This window comes from uncultured Arcticibacterium sp., assembly GCF_964021845.1.
In the GTDB taxonomy this organism is placed as follows: Bacteria; Bacteroidota; Bacteroidia; order Cytophagales; family Spirosomataceae; genus Arcticibacterium.
This window is the reverse complement of record NZ_CAXHZC010000001.1, coordinates 925,081-939,795: the sequence shown is the minus strand read 5'-3', so window position 1 is coordinate 939,795 and position 14,715 is coordinate 925,081. Positions and strand designations below refer to the sequence as shown.

The 14,715-nt window shown below is 34.8% G+C and carries 12 protein-coding genes; 3 read left to right on the top strand and 9 right to left on the bottom strand.

Features of this window, described 5'->3' with window-relative positions; all coding sequences use genetic code 11:
• Nucleotides 1-24 precede the first annotated feature (24 nt).
• The 3 genes from AADJ06_RS03900 (at nucleotide 25) to hemW (ending at nucleotide 3,156) form a co-directional block, all read left to right on the top strand.
• Nucleotides 25-1,119 carry a chorismate mutase gene (locus AADJ06_RS03900; protein ID WP_341225094.1) on the top strand — a complete coding sequence of 365 codons (1,095 nt, stop codon included), beginning with the start codon at nucleotides 25-27 and terminating at the stop codon, nucleotides 1,117-1,119.
• A gap of 145 nt (nucleotides 1,120-1,264) precedes the next feature.
• Nucleotides 1,265-2,038: a class I SAM-dependent methyltransferase gene (locus tag AADJ06_RS03895; protein ID WP_341225650.1), complete on the top strand. Its 774-nt coding sequence runs from the start codon at nucleotides 1,265-1,267 to the stop codon at nucleotides 2,036-2,038.
• Nucleotides 2,038-3,156, top strand: coding sequence for a radical SAM family heme chaperone HemW (gene hemW, locus AADJ06_RS03890; protein ID WP_341225093.1), 1,119 nt, complete (start codon nucleotides 2,038-2,040; stop codon nucleotides 3,154-3,156). The genes AADJ06_RS03895 and hemW overlap by 1 nt, the downstream gene beginning before the upstream one ends.
• Here hemW and AADJ06_RS03885 read toward each other — a convergent pair.
• The 9 genes from AADJ06_RS03885 to AADJ06_RS03845 form a co-directional block, all read right to left on the bottom strand.
• Nucleotides 3,153-4,397, bottom strand: a complete 1,245-nt coding sequence (locus AADJ06_RS03885; protein WP_341225092.1) for a YaiO family outer membrane beta-barrel protein — start codon at nucleotides 4,395-4,397, stop codon at nucleotides 3,153-3,155. The genes hemW and AADJ06_RS03885 overlap by 4 nt on opposite strands.
• Nucleotides 4,390-6,813, bottom strand: a complete 2,424-nt coding sequence (locus AADJ06_RS03880; RefSeq protein ID WP_341225091.1) for a sulfatase-like hydrolase/transferase — start codon at nucleotides 6,811-6,813, stop codon at nucleotides 4,390-4,392. Before AADJ06_RS03880 ends, AADJ06_RS03885 begins: the two co-directional genes overlap by 8 nt.
• 10 nt (nucleotides 6,814-6,823) lie before the next feature.
• Nucleotides 6,824-8,242, bottom strand: coding sequence for a glycosyltransferase (locus tag AADJ06_RS03875; RefSeq protein ID WP_341225090.1), 1,419 nt, complete (start codon nucleotides 8,240-8,242; stop codon nucleotides 6,824-6,826).
• A 5-nt stretch (nucleotides 8,243-8,247) separates the two neighbouring features.
• Nucleotides 8,248-9,261 carry a hypothetical protein gene (locus tag AADJ06_RS03870; protein ID WP_341225089.1) on the bottom strand — a complete coding sequence of 338 codons (1,014 nt, stop codon included), beginning with the start codon at nucleotides 9,259-9,261 and terminating at the stop codon, nucleotides 8,248-8,250.
• A 75-nt stretch (nucleotides 9,262-9,336) separates the two neighbouring features.
• Complete coding sequence (locus AADJ06_RS03865) at nucleotides 9,337-9,717, bottom strand: response regulator transcription factor (RefSeq protein ID WP_341225088.1); 381 nt, start codon at nucleotides 9,715-9,717, stop codon at nucleotides 9,337-9,339.
• 13 nt (nucleotides 9,718-9,730) lie between these two features.
• A complete protein-coding gene (locus tag AADJ06_RS03860) occupies nucleotides 9,731-13,213 on the bottom strand; it encodes a PAS domain S-box protein (RefSeq protein ID WP_341225087.1) in 3,483 nt (1,160 codons plus the stop codon).
• A 275-nt stretch (nucleotides 13,214-13,488) separates the two neighbouring features.
• On the bottom strand, nucleotides 13,489-13,914 hold the full coding sequence (locus AADJ06_RS03855; protein ID WP_341225086.1) for a BrxA/BrxB family bacilliredoxin: 426 nt from the start codon (nucleotides 13,912-13,914) through the stop codon (nucleotides 13,489-13,491).
• 41 nt (nucleotides 13,915-13,955) lie between these two features.
• Nucleotides 13,956-14,273, bottom strand: coding sequence for an iron-sulfur cluster assembly protein (locus tag AADJ06_RS03850; protein ID WP_341225085.1), 318 nt, complete (start codon nucleotides 14,271-14,273; stop codon nucleotides 13,956-13,958).
• Entirely contained in the window at nucleotides 14,270-14,698 is a 429-nt protein-coding gene (locus tag AADJ06_RS03845) for a SufE family protein (protein WP_341225084.1), read from the bottom strand. Before AADJ06_RS03845 ends, AADJ06_RS03850 begins: the two co-directional genes overlap by 4 nt.
• Nucleotides 14,699-14,715: the final 17 nt, after the last annotated feature.

The following is a 14,715-nucleotide window of genomic DNA, read 5'->3' as shown; positions in this document are numbered from 1 at the left end:
AGATAAGCGAAAGCTTTTAACAAAATGAACGTAAAATTAAACACCGAGCCTCTAGAAAGTTGGATTGACACTGGAGGGAAACCATTAATCATTGCTGGACCTTGTAGTGCAGAAACCGAAGAGCAGTATCTTCAGACGGCTAGAGAAATAGCTAAAGAAGGATATGCCCACGTTTTAAGAGCAGGGGTATGGAAACCACGTACTCGTCCTGGTTCTTTTGAAGGTGTTGGTGAGCCGGCTTTGCCTTGGTTACAACAAGCCAAGAAAGAAACTGGAATGAAAACCGCTATTGAGGTAGCTACGCCAGAGCATATTGAATTAGCTCTTAAATATGATGTAGATATTTTATGGTTAGGTGCCAGAACTACAGTAAATCCATTTAATGTACAGGCTTTAGCTGATGCTTTAAAAGGAGTTGATGTTCCAGTATTAATCAAAAACCCAATAAACCCAGATTTAGCTTTATGGGTTGGAGCATTTGAGCGTATAGCTGGTGCTGGTATTACTAAATTAGGTGCTATTCACAGAGGTTTTTCTAATGCTCAGGAAACTAAGTATAGAAACTCTCCAATGTGGCAAATAGCTGTAGAATTTAAGTCTATATTCCCTACTATTCCTATGATAGGTGACCCAAGTCACATCGCAGGTAAGCGTGACTTATTGGCTGAAATTACACAGCGTTCTATGGACCTTAACTATGATGGTTTAATCATAGAGTCTCATAGAAATCCTGACGAAGCATGGTCTGATGCGTCACAGCAACTAACGCCAGCAGCTTTAGGGGAAATGCTTAAAGGTATTGAGTTCAGAAATGCTACTTACGGTGCAGATTTCCAAGACCAATTGGAAGCTCTAAGAGGTAGATTAGATAATATTGACAGAGAACTTTTAGAAGTTTTAGCTTCTAGAATGGCTGTGGTAGAGCAGTTAGGAGATTATAAAAGAGAAAACAACACTGCTGTACTTCAATTAGACAGATGGAATCAGGTTCATGATTCTCGTGCTAAATGGGGTAAGGCGTTGAACTTATATCCTGAAACAGTTGAAGAGCTTTTCAAATTGATTCACATGGAGTCTATTAGAAAACAAACTGAAGTAATGAACTCTGAAACTGCTTAATTAAAAGTTTAGAATACATTTTTAAAACCCGCATCGCATGATGTGGGTTTTTCTTTTGGCTTTAACCAAAACTAGTATAGAATGGCATTATTTTGGATTAATCCCTTTCAAAGCTTTATTTTTACTAAAATTTCCTGATAAAAGAATGTCATACGCTACTACTGAAATAACCAGTGCTGAAATAGTTTCTGATAATCCGGTGCACCAAAGATTGTATTTCCCTTATGAAGAGGCTGCAAAGGTCATTAGCGGGAAGGTTTTGGAGTTAGGCTGTGGCTGGGGACGCGGCGTAGAGAAGCTCATATCAGCATCCGAACATTATACAGGTTTAGACAAAAATGAAGGGCTGATTAAAGCACTTCAAGAAAAATACCCTGAGCATTACTTTAATACGGCTGATTTTCCAGATTTATCAGAATTTGATAATAACACTTTTGACTTTGTAGTCACGTTTCAGGTAATAGAGCATATTCAAAACGACCATAAATTTCTAGAAGAAGCCAACAGAGTTCTTAAACCTGGCGGTAAAATCATACTTACCACAGTAAATAAGACATACTCTTTAAGTAGAAACCCATGGCATGTCCGTGAGTATAAAACTAAAGAATTGAGAGATTTGATGGCCAAATACTTCAAAACTGTTGACACCATGGGTGTGGGCGGAAATGAAAAAGTATGGAAGTATTACGAAGAAAATAAAGTTTCGGTTAATGAAACTATGAAATGGGATGTACTAAACTTACAGCACAGACTGCCAGCATGGATGCTCAGAATTCCTTATGAATTTATGAACAGAAGGAACCGTGAAAAGTTAATGAATGTAACGGGAGGCTTAGCTGCGGAAATTAACTGGGATGACCATTTTCTTTGCGTAGAACCTGACAAGTGCATAGATTTCTATTTTGTGGGTACTAAATAATGCACCTATACCTTCATATTCCTTTTTGTAAACAAGCCTGTCATTATTGTGATTTTCATTTCTCTACCAACACTAGTAGAAGCCAAGAAATAGTAAATGCTATTTGCAAGGAAATAGAATTACAAAAAGACTTTTTAGGTACAAAAAACTTAGAGACTATCTACTTTGGTGGGGGAACCCCTTCCCTACTTTCTATTTCTCAAATTGAGCAAATTTTTAGCAAAATTGCTCAACACTTCACTATTCAGCCTAGGGCTGAAATAACCTTTGAATGTAATCCAGATGATATCACTATTCAAAGATTGACCGAATGGCGAAATTTGGGCATAAACCGGCTTAGTATTGGTGTTCAGAGTTTTGATGAGAATCATCTTAAATTTCTTAACAGAGCACATTCTACTAGCCATTCTATGCAGTGTATTTCAGATGCTCAAAAGGCTGGCTTTGATAATTTAAGTATTGACCTTATTTACGCAATTCCATCAGTATCTAATGAGATATGGAAGCTAGACCTTAAAAAGGCTTTCTCTTTTGATGTAAACCACATATCATCTTACTGTCTAACTATTGAAGAAAAGACCGTTTTTGGACACCGTCTAAAAGAAAAGGTGATGAAACCTATTGATGACGATTTTGCTTCTAATCAATTTGATATTCTTCTGGAAGAAATGTCAAAGAATAGTTTTGAACAATATGAGATTTCTAATTTTGCCAAAAACACTGCTTATGCTGTTCATAACACTTCTTACTGGCAAGGTGACCAATATTTAGGTTTAGGTCCGTCAGCCCACTCTTTTGATGGGAATAAACGATTTTGGAATGTCTCTAACAATACTAAGTATCTAAAAGCTATTGCAGTTAATACTGTTCCAAATGAATTTGAAACCTTAAGCCAAAAAGACAAAGCAAACGAATACTTGATGACGGGTTTGCGTACCAAATGGGGTGTAGATTTAGGGAAATTGAATAAGATACTACCACTATCGTCAAAAGACTTTAGAGAGACTTTAATGCGGTTTAGAAAAGAAGAATTAATTAGGGAGGAAAAAGGTATTTTAAGATTGACAAAAGCCGGAAAGCTTAAAGCCGACTATGTAGCTTCTGAGTTTTTCTTTTAATAGCTCAGAGAGTAACTGAGACTTAAAGAAGTAATAATAATAAATTCTCCTGGGTCAAAAATACTCTCTTGACGTGATGCAGAGATTCCTATTCCCGCCACATTATTATTATTTTTAATTCTAAAGCTCTTGCTTATTCCTAATTTTTGAGATTTCAAGTCAATAGTTGGCTCATTTAAAGGGTCTAAGCCAAATCTATTAATTTCGGGTGAAAAACCTAGCCCTACTGATACCGCTAAAAACTGGTCGCCATTGGCACCATAGTTTCTGTAAGTAAAAGTTCCTGATTTGCTCCATCCTTCATCAGAAGGTATAAAATAGGGTACAAAAGTGATAAATGAGTTACCAAAGTACTTGCCAATCGACCCTGTATAAATATTCGTATACTCGGTATATTTTAAACTTCTTATACCCACAGATACCTCAAAACTCTTAGGTAGTGACTTATAAAGCTGAGCACCATATCGGAAATTTGGAAAAATGGTAGATTTAGAATAACCCACATTTAAATAGGCATAAAGACCTTCTGTAATGCTTGGATAGGCGTCTATCTCTATCTGTGAACCATAAGTATTAAATTTCCTATTAATATTTAAACGACCTACTATTCCACCTATTTTAGTGTCTTTGCTGTAAGAAAGACTAGAATAAAGCATTGGGTCATAGATTTCGCTAAAGTGATTTCCTGAAAAACTAATACTAATGGTGTTAGTAGCCATGTCTTCTTTCAAACCCGAAAGAAACTCTTTAGCTGCTACATTATGAGGCTCGACTTTCAAAAACTCTTTAACTGTCTCACTGGCTTCGCTTAAATTATTATTGTTTTTTTCTGCCCTTGCCTTCAATAAAACTAAATCTACGTCGTTTGGTAAAAGTATTAAAGCCTGCCTAGCCAAATCAAGAGCCGACATAGCCTGCTCAGAATAAAGCTCATTTTTTATATAGCCTATCCAATAATTTCTGTCAGCATTATCTTGTTCTAGCAGAATCTCATATTCTTCTCGGGCTAGTTTATATTTGTCTTCCCACCCATAAACAGATGCTAAGAATAATCTAACATCACCATAAGTAGGATATTTAGCAACTACTTTTTTCAAAGTTTCAATGGCCTCGGTTCTCTTTCCATTAAATGCCATTTCTCTTGCCTTGGCGAATTCATCGTCAGGGTCAAAGCTATCTTCCTGAGCCATCAAAAATTGACTTAGAAGTAGAAAAGAAAGAAGTAAAATAATTTTATTCATTTCTTTCCTCCATTATAGATAGAAACTCATTTTCTAACAAACGTTTATCTTCTTCAGTTAAACCCGCCTTTAATTCTTCTGAATCAAACCTTGACATAGAAATTTTACTTTTAGCAATAAACTTCTCATCATCTGCAAAATTTTTCTCTATTTTTTTTGCAATTCCAGCAGCCATAGTTGGCTTATCATTCCACCAATATAAGTCTAGAATAGCACTATAAGCATCTGAATATAAAGGTGCTCTATTGATTACAAAAAGTAATTGTTTTTGAGCATTTTCAAATTCTCCATTCCAACCATAAATTCTACCTCTTAAAGTTAGGGCGTCAAAATGTAATGGGCTATTTGATTCTATATAAGAAATCAATGTATGTGCATCTTCATAATTTTTATCAAATGCCATTTCTCTTGCTATAAAATAAATTTGCTCTAGGCTAAGGTTTAGCCCCTTAGTATTTTCATCTATTATATGCTGCTGAGCTACGGTAAAGCTTGGTTTAGTAGCCTTATTGAGATTCATTTCGCCTGGAAATACCTTATTCTCGGCTGTAACATAGGCATTTAGTTTTCTATGCTGATTAAACCTCTCTTTTAAAAGTGTTTTTTGTTCCATGTTATTTATAGAACTTAAGCTAAGATTATCTCCAATTTTAAAGAATGAGTCGCCAGCCAAGTAAAGGTCATTTACTATGTAATCTTTAAAACCACCTTTGTATTGCATCAATGGAATTTCGCGGTCATTCATAAATGTGGTAGATGCACTAAGACTTTTACCTAACCACGGAACTTGGTCTGGGACTGTGGCCTGATAGCTATTTTTAAGCATGGTCATAATACTTGGTGTAATATCCATGTGTGAGCTTATACCTTTAAACTCTTGAGCAATTTTCTGCATAGGGCTATAAATAATCAAAGGCACGTGATACCTACACATCACATCTTTTTGAGGTACAGGAATCAATCTATGGTCGCCAGTAATGATGAAAATAGTATTCTCATAATCAGGCTTACTTTTATACGCTTCCATGAATTCTTTCAAAGTAGCGTCTGTATAGAGAAGGCTAGAGAAAACATTGATATGCTCATCTATGGTATTTTTTCTCGACTCACTAAAATTCGAAGCGTTTTTTATTCTTTCTGCTTTCGCTTGATATTCGTCTCTATTAGGAAAATTAAAGGGTTCATGATTAGATATTGTTAAAATTAAGTCAAGTCTTGGCTTTTCTTCCGGCTTTAAGAGAGATAAGGTTTTTCTATAAATTTCGCCATCAGGATACCCCCAACTAAAACCACCTTCGTCTTCTGCAAATTTGTCATAACCTGGTCCAAAATTGGCGTCATCTAAAACAAAATCAATACCCTCATTATTCAAATACTTAAGTTTATTATCGAAGTTAGAATTACCACCTTCGTAATAAGACGTCTTATATCCATTTTGTTTTAAAGCCGCTATTAAGGATAAATGATTTGGTGTGTCTTCTATTTCTAAAAAGCCTTTTTCTCCAAAAGGAGCAGAACCTATTATAGACGGCAAAGCCCCAAAGGAACGCCCAGTGTTACTGAGAAAATTTGACCAATACATCGACTTCTTAGCTAATGAATCTAAGTAGGGAGTGAAACCTGGATACTGAGCACCGTTGCCCGTAAAATCGCTTCCTAAACCCTCTACCACTACCATTACAATGTTTGGTTTCTTTTGTTTTAAGTTAAGGTATTGACCCAAGACGTCTTTTTCAAGATTCACCTTATGAAGTAAAGGATATTCTTCTTTTTCTATATCCCAGTCTTGACTGGCTAGCTCTCTATTATCTAATTTGTAATTAATGCTGTCAGAAATGAAGTAAGTTAAATTAGTATCCATTTTAGCATTAAAGGCTTTTCCAGTGAATAAACAGATTATACTTCCTAAGTATGACCACACTATGACCTTTCTGTTTAGACTCATAAAAACCAAATAATGGTTTAACAAAACGAAAACTATTGGAAAGACTAAAAATGGCATTAAGCCCATCAAATTAAACTCTGTAGAAGTATTAATCACCATTAGAATATCTGAAAAAGAATACCCAAATAAATCACTCCCTAGAGACAAGTGTGTAGTATCAAAATATCGATTCAGACCTAAATTTGCAAGTAATATTATCAGCCCAAAAAAGATAAGGAAAACCTCAGCAAACAGACTGCTCATTTTTTTTATTAACACATAAGGAATAACAAAAATTAAAGCGAAAATACCACCTACAGCTAAATCTATAATAATGGTTTGAATAATATCAATTATGATATTGGAAGCTCCAGAGACACTATAGCCAGAAATTAGTCCGGTAAGCGTGTTATTGAGAATTAATAAAAAGCTCAGAGTGAAACTTACCTGAATAAGGTATTTTAGATTGTATTTGCTTATCATTCTTTCCATTCTATCTCAATTAAGTCGTTTTAATTCCTTTCCTTGTCATTTCGCCCCAAGTGTGTTTTCCTTTTATTTTGTCAACATAACCTAGCAATGCAGAATAGACTAAGAATGGGTGATAGACAAAAGGCTCTATCAAAGCACTACCTATTAATTTCATAATATCTTCTCGGTCTTTGTACTGACTATAACTGTACTCTTCGGCGAAGATGGCCAACATGCTAATCATTACTACAAAAGCATATACCATTAAACTTATGGCAAAAAAGAATTGCCAGTTAATCCATCCCATAAAGCCTGCCAAAATGCAGAAAAGCAGACCTAAAGTTTCAATTATAGGTGCTAGTAGCTCAAAAAAGAACCAATATGGGAAACTAAGTATGCCTACAACTCCATATTTTGGGTTCAAAAACATTATTCTATGAATCCACAGAGTTTCTATTGTACCTCTGGTCCACCGGTTTCTTTGCCTACCCAATATCTGAGTATCTTCCGGAGCCTCTGTCCAGCAAAGTGGATCTGGAATAAATTTCACACTATATGGAATCTTACGCTCTGCCATATACCGCCTCATTCTAACCAGCAACTCCATGTCTTCGCCTACTGTGGTTGTCATATAACCACCGCAGGCTATAACTACTTCTTTGTCAAACATGCCGAAAGCACCAGAAATAATTAGTAAGCCCGTGATTTTCCCCCAGGCCATCCTTCCTAAAAGAAAAGCCCTCAAATACTCTAGCACTTGCATTCTAGCTATCCACGATTCAGGAACTTTTACCTCAGTAATAGAGCCATTTTTTATTTTACATGAATTGATGATTCTAATTACTCCACCTGTAGCAATCACCCGTTTTTCAGAATCTAAAAATGGCTTAACTAGCTTTAGAAGCGAGTCTTGCTCCAAAATGCAGTCTACATCAATACAAGCTACATATTTGCTATTAGAAATATTAACACCCGTGTTTAATGCATCAGATTTACCACCGTTTTCCTTGTCTATAAGAATCAGGTTTTTGAATGCAGGTAAACTAGAACGATATATTTGACGAATCTTTTTTGTGGCAATATGCTGTTTGTACTTATAGTCAATTGGCTGCATATCATAAGCAATTATAGCTTTCTGAAGCGTGTCATCTTTGCTTCCATCATTTACTATAATTACCTCAAAATTAGAATAATGCAGTGAAACCAATGAACGAATGTTTTCAACAATAGTTAAGCCTTCATTATAAGCTGGTGCAATTAGCGAAATAGCTGGAACTTGATTTGACGGAAGAAGCTCACTATAATCAGTGTTTCTATTAACTAAAAGGTATTTCTTTAAAGCTTTAATAGAGATATAACCTAGTATTATATACGAAGACATCAAAACCACCGAATAGGTAAATAATATCCTTTGGGCGAAATAAGAAAGGTATTCTAAAAAAGCTTCCATATTTATTATGATACTTTTTTAAATTTCTCAGTCATATTATAGGCTAAATTAGCCTGCGGCTGTACTTCAAAGTATTTCTTTGCTCTGTTTATCTTTCTAATGGCATTTTTAGCGAATAACCTAGTTTCCCTTTCTTTTGCTACTTTGCATTTATTAAGAAAACCAATATTAAGGTCAGTGTCAAACTGCGTTAAAGTCAACAGTATTTCTTTTTGTACCAAGTCCGACTGATTAAAATAGTTTTCAATTAAAAGCTCATCAGTTTGTTTTGCTTCTAAGGCTACCAAAGTTTTTAAAGCTTCAATTTTTAAGCTGTCATTGCCAGAGGAAAGAATTCCTATTAACTCACCTTCCTCTGAATGTTTCTTTGCATAGGCTACTAACCTGCATCCAAAAATGGCGTGACTCCCCCCTCTTTTTAACCACTTTGATAACTTCGGTACATCTATAAAGTTTCTATCTTTAAGTATATTAATAACCTTAATTTGAAACCAATCAGATAAAAATGTAGAGGCTTTAATTAGCTCTTCTATACCTTCTTTAGGACTTTGATTTATCAAAAACTCTAAGAAGTAATTCTTCATTTCTGACTCCTGCTGTTTTTTATAAATCTTAATTACCATTGGTATAGCTACCTTGGCGTTTAGCTCAGACAATTCGTACAACCCTTCTATAATGTCATAATTATTCTGACTCTTAACTTTTGAAAAACTGAGCTTATAAAGGTTCTTATTTATGTAGTAACCTTCTAAAAAATAGGCTAACTCTCCTTTAAGACTCTTATGAAGAGTAATCAGTTCTTCTAGTAAAATCTGACTTCTAAATTTTGATGAGAAAAGGTAATGTTCCAATTTTTTAGACTCTTTGCAAAGACTATCTTCAAAAACTAATTCTGAAATAAACTCTCGACACCTTTCCACCAAAATACTCTTTTCATGTGCTAACCTTTCTTTTGATTTCCTACTAGACATGACTACCCAAAAGAAAAACAAACTTAAAAGCACGAGAAAAAAACTCATACCATAAAGTACCTCCAAGGAAGAAATACCATGGAAGTCTAAACTTAACAATATGATGTTGAACCTGAGCACTACTTATTTATTAGCAGTCATTTTTCTACTAATTAAGTTTTTATTTATCCTTATAATCAATTCATTAGGACTAAATGGCTTAGTTATAAAGTCATCAGCACCTAATTCAAACGCCTCTAAAACTGTTTTTTCTAAACCCGCAGAGCTTAGTACTATGATAGGTGTGTTACTTTTCAAAACATTCCTTACATGACTCACAATCTCTAAACCATTAATAAACGGCATCATAATATCCGTTACAATGAGGTCTGGCTTATTTACTTTCAGATATTCAATAGCATCATATCCATTCTTTGCCGTTTCCACAGAAAAACCATTTTTCTTAAGTTTATACTCCACTGTTTTAAGTAACAGTTCGTCATCTTCTATTAAAAATATATTCATAAATGGTCTTTATTTAAGCGTAATACTCTTCTAACTCTAACTCTAGGCACTCTCTAGTTTCATTATAAATTCCATCAAGTTTGAAATACATATTTTCAAGTGTACTTAGGTCAGTAATACCGCTTAGTTCAAATTCTTTTAAAAGGTTCTGATCATCTATCCCCATTACATTAAAGGAAGATTTTAATCGATGTGCTACCGCACTGATTTCCTTTAAATCCAATAGTCTTATAGCATTTAGGAGCAGTTTTAAATTATCGGGTATATGAATTAAAGAGGTATTTATAATCTCTTTTTCAAACTCCTTATTTCCTTCAGCCATGGTTCTGAGGTAGTTTAAATCATAGGTAGGTTTAGGTGCACGTATGTTTTCCTTCATTGTATTGCTTTCTGATAGTGTTATTATTTTTTCATATAGCTGCTCTTGACTAAAAGGTTTTGGTAAATAGTCTTGCATTCCTATTGCTAAACATTTTTCCTTCTCTCCTACTAAAGAATGAGCTGTCATGGCTATTATTGGCGTGCTTAACGCTAAAGTATCTCTAATGTATTGAGTTGCTTGGTATCCATCCATTTCAGGCATTTGTAGATCCATCAAAATCACATCAAAGCTTTCCTTTGCTAAAATGTCTACGGCTATTTTTCCGTTTTCCGCCACTTTAGCTATAAAGCCTTGCTTCTCTAAAACCTTCATGGCTAGCTTTATATTCAGAATGTTATCTTCTACCAAGAGTACTTTGAGTCCTGAATGTTTTAATATAGTTTTCTCGGCAATACTAGTTTCCTTTGACACCTCAAAAACCTTTTTAAATGGAATCATAAAACCAAAGCATGAACCTTTACCAACCTCGCTTTCCACATGAAATGTACCAGCCTGCAACTCCACCAAAGATTTTGAAATACTCAGCCCTAAACCTGTGCCACCATACTTTCTTGTAGTATCGGTATTTGCCTGTGTAAACCTTTCAAAAATAACCTGAATTTTATCTTTTGGAATGCCAATACCAGAGTCTGCTACATTGAACTTTAGCTCGGTAGACTCTTCATCATCCTTAACTAAAGACACCTCAAGATTAACAAAACCATTCTCTGTAAACTTAATAGCATTACTAATTAAATTTGTCAATATCTGTCCGAGCCTAGTGGGATCTCCTATAATTAACATTGGCACATTTTCATCAATAATAATTGCCAGACGAAGCTTTTTCGCTTCGGCATTTGGCCTTAACAAACGCTCTACACTAGAAACTACGTCGTACAGGTTAAATTCAACATTTTCAATGTTAACTTGTCCTGATTCTATCTTAGAAAAATCAAGGATATCGTTAATTATATTTAATAAATTGGTAGATGCCGTATTGATAGATTTAAGGTAATCTTCTTGTTCAAAATTCAATTTAGTATCTCCTAGTAACCTTGTAAATCCGGTTATGGCATTCATTGGGGTTCTTATTTCATGGCTCATATTAGCCAAGAATAAATCCTTCATTTTAGCATTAAACTCTGCTAATTTCTTTGACTCATTTAAGTCTCTTTCTAACTCAATTCTGTCTGTAATGTCCATAACACTACCAAGAACATACTTAAAGCCTTTAGCCGACTCTACTACTACATTGTTATACAACCATGTAACTTCTCTACCAGAATGATTAATAACCTGCATTAGTCCCTTAGATTTCCCTTTTTCTTCCAACTCTTTTAAATAGTAAGGAAAGCTACCTTTTGATTTAATTGGAATAATATCTAAAATGCTCTTATTCTTCATTTCTTCCTCTGAAATCCCTACTAAACGAGCTCCCACAGAATTCATTGAAGTAAAATTTCCTTTCAAATCATGCGTATACATGATTACTTCAGAATTATCAAAAAATACTCTGTATCGCTTTTCACTTTCAAGAATCTTCTTTTCCCAAAGTTTTTTCTCTGTGATATCATCAGCTACACTTAGGTAACCTACTATTTCCTCGTTTTTATCCTTGATAGGAGTAACAGATATTTTGACATTGACACGCTCATTGTCTCTAGTGATATAAGTAAACTCCCCATTATCAGGTAAACCAAGTTTTGACTTAAGCCTTAAACTATCTAAGCCAGGTTTAACTTTAAACCCAAAGTCTTTTGAGTTTTCTTCCGCTTGCTTTTCTAACTCTTTAGGGTCATAAAAAATAACGGGTGTATAAATACCTACAATTTCCTTAGCCGTATACCCCAGTAGTATTTCTGAGCCAGAATTAAAATGGGTTATTCTACCATCTAAGTCAGTTGCAATTATGCATGTCTCGGTACTTGCATTTAGAACTGCTGTCATCCTATCATTAATAGCCTCCAGAGCCACACGATTGCCTTTCTCTTTTGAAATATCTTGGAATGTACCACTTACTTTAACACACTCACCATTAACAAATATTGGCTTGCCAATAGCCCTAACCCATTTATCATTTCCTTTAATTGTTGTAATTTCAGCTTCTACATCAAAAGGAAAACCTTTTTCTAAAGCTGTGCTAAAGGCTTTTGAAATTTTATCTAGACTTTCTCCTTCTTTATAAAAAGAAAGCCCCTGACTAATATCTACTTCATAATCTTGAGTTACTTCATGTATTTCTTTAGTAATAGAGGTCCAGTAAAGAGACTCATTGGCTACTTTGTACTCCCAACCTCCAATTCGAGCCACTTTATTAGTACTCTCAAGCATTTCCTTTGCCCTTAAAAGCTCAAAACTAGTTTCTTCTACCTTGGTGACATCTCGACCAATTCCGTAAACAAGTTGATTAGAATGGTCTAACGAAATAACCCATTCAATTTTTCTATAACCGCCATTCTTTTGTTTTAACCGGGCATTAATCCCGAAATTCAGTGTTTTCTTTTCTAAGCCTTCAATCTTCTTGATGATTAAGGCCAAATCTGTAGGGTGAATTATCTCGCTAACTCTAAGTTTAAGCAAATCTTCCTCAGACCAAAGTAATGTTCTTCTGAAAGCAGGATTTATTCGTTTGATTAAACCATCAATTCCAGCCACCACCACCATATCAGATGATATCTTAAAAATATTTTCGTACGACGAAAGGTTTGAAGTCTTATGGCATCCCTCTAACTCCAAAGCCAAGAGCGATAGGTAACTCTTAATTCTACTTAATTCTAACTTAATGTTTGTTGAAAATAGTAATAACTGACCTACTTGATTTCCTTCTTCGTTAAGAATTTCAATTAGTTCAGCATCTTTAATAAAATCATATTTTGAAAGAAATGAGAAAGGCGGAAATTGTTTTTTTATTTCTGAAAAACTTATTCCTTTTTTCGAAGAAGATAGAAATTGCTGTAATTCTAATAAATCAATACTTAAAAAGTCTTTCTTCTTAGATTCTTTACTAAAAATTTGACATTTTTTATAGCCAGTAAGATTTGAGCGTATTAATGCAGCTTCGCACGCTAATTCGTGCGATATCTCTTCAAGTATTTTATCAATACTCTGCTGAAACTTATTTTTTCTTTCTGACATACATTGGTTCTTTTAAATTAAAAGAAGGAGCTCGATATTGGGAATTGCAGGTCATGTAAAAGAAAGCATTTGACCATCCACACTCTTCTATTCAAATTCAAACTCTATGCCATGAACAAGATTAGAATAAGTTTTAAGGCAGTTTTATGCCAAGTTGCACTATTCTATATACGAACAAACCGAAATTGACTTTATTCAGGTAGGTACACAAAAAAAGAGGCTACCTCAAATCGAGATAGCCTCCAAAATACCGTGATTCGGTATACGCCTATTATTTATGCCTCAGTAGCACAAAGTTCGTCATAAACCATTCCTAGATGCTGAGCAATCATTTCAGCCGAACGACCTTCAATATGATGTCTTTCTACAAAGTGTGCTAATTCACCATCTTTGTAAAGAGCAATTGATGGAGAAGATGGAGGCATTGGAATATGATCACGCATACGCTGCGTAGCTTCCGTATCTACACCGGCAAAAACTGTTACTAGCTGGTCTGGCTTATTTTGAGCGTTAGCTAAAGAAGCTAAAACACCAGGACGACAAGTTCCAGCAGCACAACCACATACTGAATTTATTACTATCACGGCTGTACCTTTTTGGTTTTCCATGAAATTATCTACGTCTGCAGCCGAAAGAAGTTCTGTAAAACCTGCATCGGTTAACTGAGCTTTCATAGGTGCCACTAAATGAGGAGGATACATATCTATATTTGTTTAAATTATTCTTTAATTCTTTCTCTAAATTACATAAAACCAAGTTCCAATTTTGCCTCTTCAGACATCATATCTTGGCTATAGGGTGGGTCAAAAGTAAGCTCCACCGTTACATCACTTACACCCTCTACTTCCCTTGCTTTTTGTTCAATTTCCGCTGGAATAGCTTCCGCCGAAGGACAAGAAGGTGAAGTAAGTGTCATTAAAATATAAACATTATTGACAGGAAAAACCTTTATTTCATAAATCAATCCTAGTTCAAAAACATCTACTGGTATCTCTGGGTCATAAACTTCTTTTATAGCCGCTTTTACCTTCTCCACTAATTCTGTTTCTACTGCTGTCATATCTTTAATTCTTGACTTGTATATGCCAAAGCATACATTTTCATTTGTTTAACCATAGAAGCAAGCCCATTTGACCTTGTTTGAGCCAAATGCCCCGCAAGCCCTACTTTTTCAATAAAATAAAGGTCGGCATTTAAGATTTCCTCAGCCTTGTGACCTGATAAAACCTTCAATAACATACTCACCAAACCTTTTACAATGATGGCCTCGCTATCCGCAAGAAAATGAATTTTATCACCATCCATAAATGGATGTAACCAGACTATAGATTGGCAACCCTTTATTATATTGTCGTCTGTCTTAAACTCATCCGCCATTTTCGGGAGACTTTTACCTAAGTCTATGATATACTCATATTTACCCTCCCAATCATCGAAAAGTTCAAAATCCTCTATTATCTCTTCTTGTAATTCGTTTATCGTCATACGTTTAATCTCTTTCT